Source organism: Candidatus Krumholzibacteriia bacterium (assembly GCA_030748535.1).
Taxonomy (GTDB): Bacteria; Krumholzibacteriota; Krumholzibacteriia; order JACNKJ01; family JACNKJ01; genus JASMLU01.
In genome coordinates, this window is record JASMLU010000024.1 from 1 (window position 1) to 3,756 (window position 3,756).

A 3,756-nucleotide genomic window follows, 5' to 3' on the forward strand; every position below is an offset into this window, starting at 1 on the left:
CACGGTGATATTGTCTGTGCCGCCGCGCTTTTTGGCTTCTTCGACCAGGTCCGTCGCCAGTTCAGGAAGGCTTCCTTCGAGCATCATTTCCCTGATCCGGGCCCGGGGAACGGGAGAGCTGAGTCCATCGGTGCAAAGCAGAAGGCGATCTCCGGCTTGAAGCGGTCGGGGCTCCTGCTCGAAATCCGCCCGAAGCGGACTGTCGCTACCAAGGGAAGAAACCAGAATGTGGCGGCCCCGATGGCCTTCAGCCTCTTCCGGAAGAAGAGTGCCTTCCGCGATGAGTTTTTCGGTGAGCGTATGGTCGCGGGTCAGGAGTTCCAGCACCCCGTCGCGAAGAAGGTAGGCGCGACTGTCGCCAACATGGGCCAGACTGAGGCGCTTCCCATGTAAGAGAAGCGCCGTGCAGGTGGTTCCCATTCCATAGTACTGAAGTTCGCTGCCTGCGAGTTGACGGATTTCCCGGTGAACCTCCTGAAAGGCCCTGCGCAGGGGGTTTTCCCCGGGAGGGGATTCATAGAAGATGCGGGGAATCCGGTCTCTTGCCAGGCCACTGGCCACCTCTCCGGAGGCATGACCGCCGAGGCCATCGGCCACAAGAAGAAGCCGCCCATGACTCTCCCGCAGGGAACCCGCAACCGGCTCCGTGTAGAGCGCATCCTCGTTGGTCTCTCTCCGGGGACCGGGATCGCTCTTCCAGGCAAGGCGAAGGCCCTGTTCTTCTCGATATCCCGTTTCTTCCTTCATGGTCTTCATGGCACCCTTTTCCCCAGACTAGCACGCTCCAGACCGGGATCCAAGAGCCAAGCTCCGGAAGTGTAAGCAGGATTGCAGCTTTCCGGTATCTTCCAGCCTGACCTTGACTCCCTTCCTGTTTATTATTAAGGTGTTTCATATTAAGGGGGGAAATGTCAAAGGTAGACCTCGTCCTGCTCGGACTTCTCAAGGAAAAGCCCCGGCACGGCTACGACATTCTTCAGGAGGTCCGGCAAAGGGACATGAAGAACTGGGTCGGTGTCTCTGCTCCGGCCATTTACAAGGGACTGGAGCGACTGGAGGAACAGACCTTCCTGAGCGCGAAAGAAGAGACCGGCTCCTCCCGGCCCGACCGTCGGGTTTATACCATCAGCGCAAAAGGCGAAGAGCAGTTTCGCAAACTTCTTCATCAGTCCCTCGAGGAGACGAAGCATCCATTTTTCCGCCTTCTCATTGCCTTTGGATTTGCGCACCTTGCCGACAAGGGGGATCTTCTTGATAGCCTGGCCAGAAGGCGTAACTCCCTCCTCGATTCCAGTCAGGAAATCAGGGACCTTTCGAAACGCATGCAGGAAAATCCGGGAGTTCCCCTACATGCGGGAGAAATCATCGGCTACTACCGGGATCTCGTGAAAATGGAGATCCAGTGGCTGGATCGGGCAAAGGAAATGCTGGAGTCGGTCGATCAGTGGCCGGAAGGAGTACTGGGAACATGCGAAAAGGATTAGTTCTGGCCCTTGCCCTGAGTCTGTCGGCTTCTGCACAGGTGCTGGATGTGCCGGCAGTACAGGCCCGGGCAGAGGTGCTGGATCTCGACACCGCGATGGCGGAAGCCCTTCGGGCAAACCTGTCATATCGGGCGGCCAAGGCGGGTCACGATGCCGTGCTCTGGGAAGACCGGCAGAGCTGGCTGGCCTTCCTGCCCACGGGTAATTTTACCAGTTCCATCACCCGGGTCGACGAGGAAAGCTACCTTCGCGCGAACCAGGCCATCGACGGGATGATCGAGTTTCTGGAAATCATGGAAATTGATCCGGGGGAAATCGAGCCCTTCCTTTACCGCGACACCTACCGCAACAGCTTCACGCTCAGCCAGCAGTTTCCCCTGAACCTGAACCTCGTCGCTCGAAAGCACCTGTCGGGGGCCGGGAAAGAAGCCAGCCTCGCTTCTCTGGCTTTTAGCCGGAGCGATCTGCTCTACCGGGTGCGAATGGCCTACCTGCAGGTACTCGCATCAAGAGAGATGAGCCGGGTTGCCGAAGCCAATGTGCGATCTGCTGAAAACCGTCGTGACCTTGCGCAGGAAAAACTGGACATGGGGCTTCTGGCCCGCTCCGACCTTCTTCGCTGGGAAAGCACGCTGGCGGAAGCAAGAAGCGGCCTCCTGGGCGCCCGCAAGGGAGAGGTGCTGGCGGGAATGGAGTTGAACCGGCTTCTGGGACGGGACCTGGGTGCTTCACTGCCACTGGCGGAAGTCGGGGAGGCAGACCTGTCCACGGCCCTGGCTCTTTCAGAACTCGATGCGGAACTTCTCACTCAACGGGTTCTCGGGCAATCGCCTGCCGGGCGGGCAATTCAGGCGGGAAACCGGGCGGCGAAGGCGGCCAAGAGTATGGCCTTCAGCGGTCTCACCCCCTCTCTCCACTTCCAGTTCAGCTACGGCTGGCAGGACAATGACACCCCGGAACTCGATGGCGACAACACCTGGAACGCCACCGCACTTCTCAGCTTCCCGGTCTTTGACCTGAGCTCAAACTATGCCTCCTACCGCAAAGCGGGGGCAGAGCAACGCCGCAGTGAAATGGAAAGCCTCGAAGCCCGGGAGAATCTCCGCTTGGCCACCCGGGCCACCCTGCTCGAAGTGGCTCGCGCCCGCGAAAGCCTGACTCACCGCGAGAAGGCCCGGGATCAGGCCATCGACACCTTTGAGGAAATGGAAAGCCGGTACGAACTGGGACACATTTCCGAGTTCGACCTGATCGATGTTCAGGTAGCCAGGAGCGCGGCAGAAGCTACGGCCATTGCCGCTCGCCATGAATACTACGGCGCTCTCTTTGCGCTGGAACAACTGCTGGGTGAACCGACCCCGGAGGAAACACGATGATGACTCGTCTTTCAATTCTCTTTGTCCTTGCCCTGGCGGGCCTGTCCTGCGCAAAGAAGGAAGTGCCGGCCGCGCCGGAGCCCACGGTGCAACGCGCGGTTCCCGTCCTCGTTCAATCGCTCCGGGAGAGTCGCTTCGACCTGAGCATCGAACTGAGCGGGAGTACGGAAGCGTGGCGCGAGGCGAATCTGGCCGCGGAAGTCGCCGCCACCGTCAGCAGTTTTCCCACCCGTCTGGGAGAGGAATTGCTCGAGGGGCAGAAGATTCTCACTCTGGACTCGCGCCTCTATCGCGCCCTCCTTGACCAGGCCGAAGCCGGATTTCTTGCCGCAGAAGCTGCCTCGGAAAAGGCGTCTCTGGAACTGCGCAGAGCCACGAAGCTCCGACAGAAGAAGCACATCAGTGATGCCGAGTTTGAAGCTGTAGAACTGGCGCAGAAGCAGGCCGAAAGCGCTCGTATTGCCGCCTCCGCCGCAAGGGAGCTGGCCGGGCTACAGTTGGAAGACTGTGAAATCCGTGCTCCCTTCCGGGGACGACTGGCTCTTGCCGCCGTGGAGGAGGGAGAGCAGGTGGCCCCGGGAATGCCCGTGGCCGCACTGGTCGACCTGTCCCGCATCCGGGTTCGGGGAGCTCTCTCCGAAAGCGAAGTGGTCAAGGTGTCTCCGGGAATGCCGGTCAATGTGCAGGTTCCCGCCCTGGACGAACTCCGCTTTGAGGGTCGTGTGGAAACCGTAGGTGTTCGTAGCGATCCCCTTACCCGCAGTTTTCCCATTGAGATTCTCGTCGACAATCCGGATGGAAAAATCCTCTCGGGAATGGCCGTTCGCAATTCCATTGTCGTGGAGCAGAGACCTTCGGCCATTGTCATTCCCGCAGACGCGGTCGTGGAACAGTTC

General features: G+C 59.8%; 4 protein-coding genes. 3 read left to right on the top strand and 1 reads right to left on the bottom strand.

The features are described 5' to 3' along the window. Window positions 1–756, bottom strand: a 756-nt coding sequence (locus QGH30_09705) for a protein phosphatase 2C domain-containing protein (GenBank protein MDP7022606.1), incomplete at its 3' end; no start/stop codon positions are given. A gap of 152 nt (window positions 757–908) precedes the next feature. Here QGH30_09705 and QGH30_09710 point away from each other — a divergent pair. The 3 genes from QGH30_09710 to QGH30_09720 form a co-directional block, all read left to right on the top strand. Continuing rightward, on the top strand, window positions 909–1,484 hold the full coding sequence (locus QGH30_09710) for a PadR family transcriptional regulator (GenBank protein MDP7022607.1): 576 nt from the start codon (window positions 909–911) through the stop codon (window positions 1,482–1,484). Beyond that, entirely contained in the window at window positions 1,469–2,860 is a 1,392-nt protein-coding gene (locus tag QGH30_09715) for a TolC family protein (protein MDP7022608.1), read from the top strand. The genes QGH30_09710 and QGH30_09715 overlap by 16 nt, the downstream gene beginning before the upstream one ends. Next, a partial coding sequence (locus QGH30_09720; GenBank protein ID MDP7022609.1) for an efflux RND transporter periplasmic adaptor subunit occupies window positions 2,857–3,756 on the top strand: 900 nt, incomplete at its 3' end. The genes QGH30_09715 and QGH30_09720, both read left to right, overlap by 4 nt.

Excerpts from the sequence above, each read along its gene's own strand:
- QGH30_09710 (MDP7022607.1), top strand. The coding sequence starts at position 909 with ATGTCAAAGGTAGACCTCGTCCTGCTCGGACTTCTCAAGGAAAAGCCC.
- QGH30_09715 (MDP7022608.1), top strand. The coding sequence starts at position 1,469 with ATGCGAAAAGGATTAGTTCTGGCCCTTGCCCTGAGTCTGTCGGCTTCT.